Raw genomic sequence first — 475 nt, 5'->3', positions numbered from 1 at the left:
CCCACCGCGCTCGGCGGCGGCGGCGGGGCGATGGCGGTGGGCGGCTGCGCCACCGGGATGCGCGGCGCGGCCTCGGTCGGCGCCGACAGCGGCGCGACGGCGCCCGCGCTGCCCCGCGCATTGGGCGTCGGGACCGGCGAACGGGCGGGCGGCACCGGCTCGATCAGCTGCGGGCGGTATTCGGGGATGTTTCGTAAGGCTTCCTCCGGGCCGCTCATCAGCGTCGGCCGGGGCGCTTCCTGCTCCGGCCAGACATTGCCCGGCTCGGGTTCGAGCGGCGCGAACTCCACGGCCTCGCCGCGGATGCGCTGTATCGTGACGCTGTCCAGGGAGACGATGTTGCGCCCGCCGGTGAAGGGCGACCACATGTTGTCGACGAAGCCGGTCTCGGGGCGGCCGCAGGCGCCGAGCAGCAGCAGCAGGCCGATCGCCGGCACCGCCGCCCCCGGGCGGCGGGCGCCGGGGGCCGGGCGGG

Annotated in this window: 1 pseudogene; it reads right to left on the bottom strand. The window is 77.5% G+C overall.

Annotated features, from left to right (window positions below):
• A pseudogene (locus tag AC1MIR_RS17660) lies at nt 1–437 on the bottom strand (hypothetical protein); the annotation flags it as partial.
• Nucleotides 438–475: the final 38 nt, after the last annotated feature.

The sequence above is a fragment of the Falsiroseomonas sp. RANM36 genome (assembly GCF_056682175.1).
This window is presented reverse-complemented; position numbering and strand designations above follow the sequence as displayed.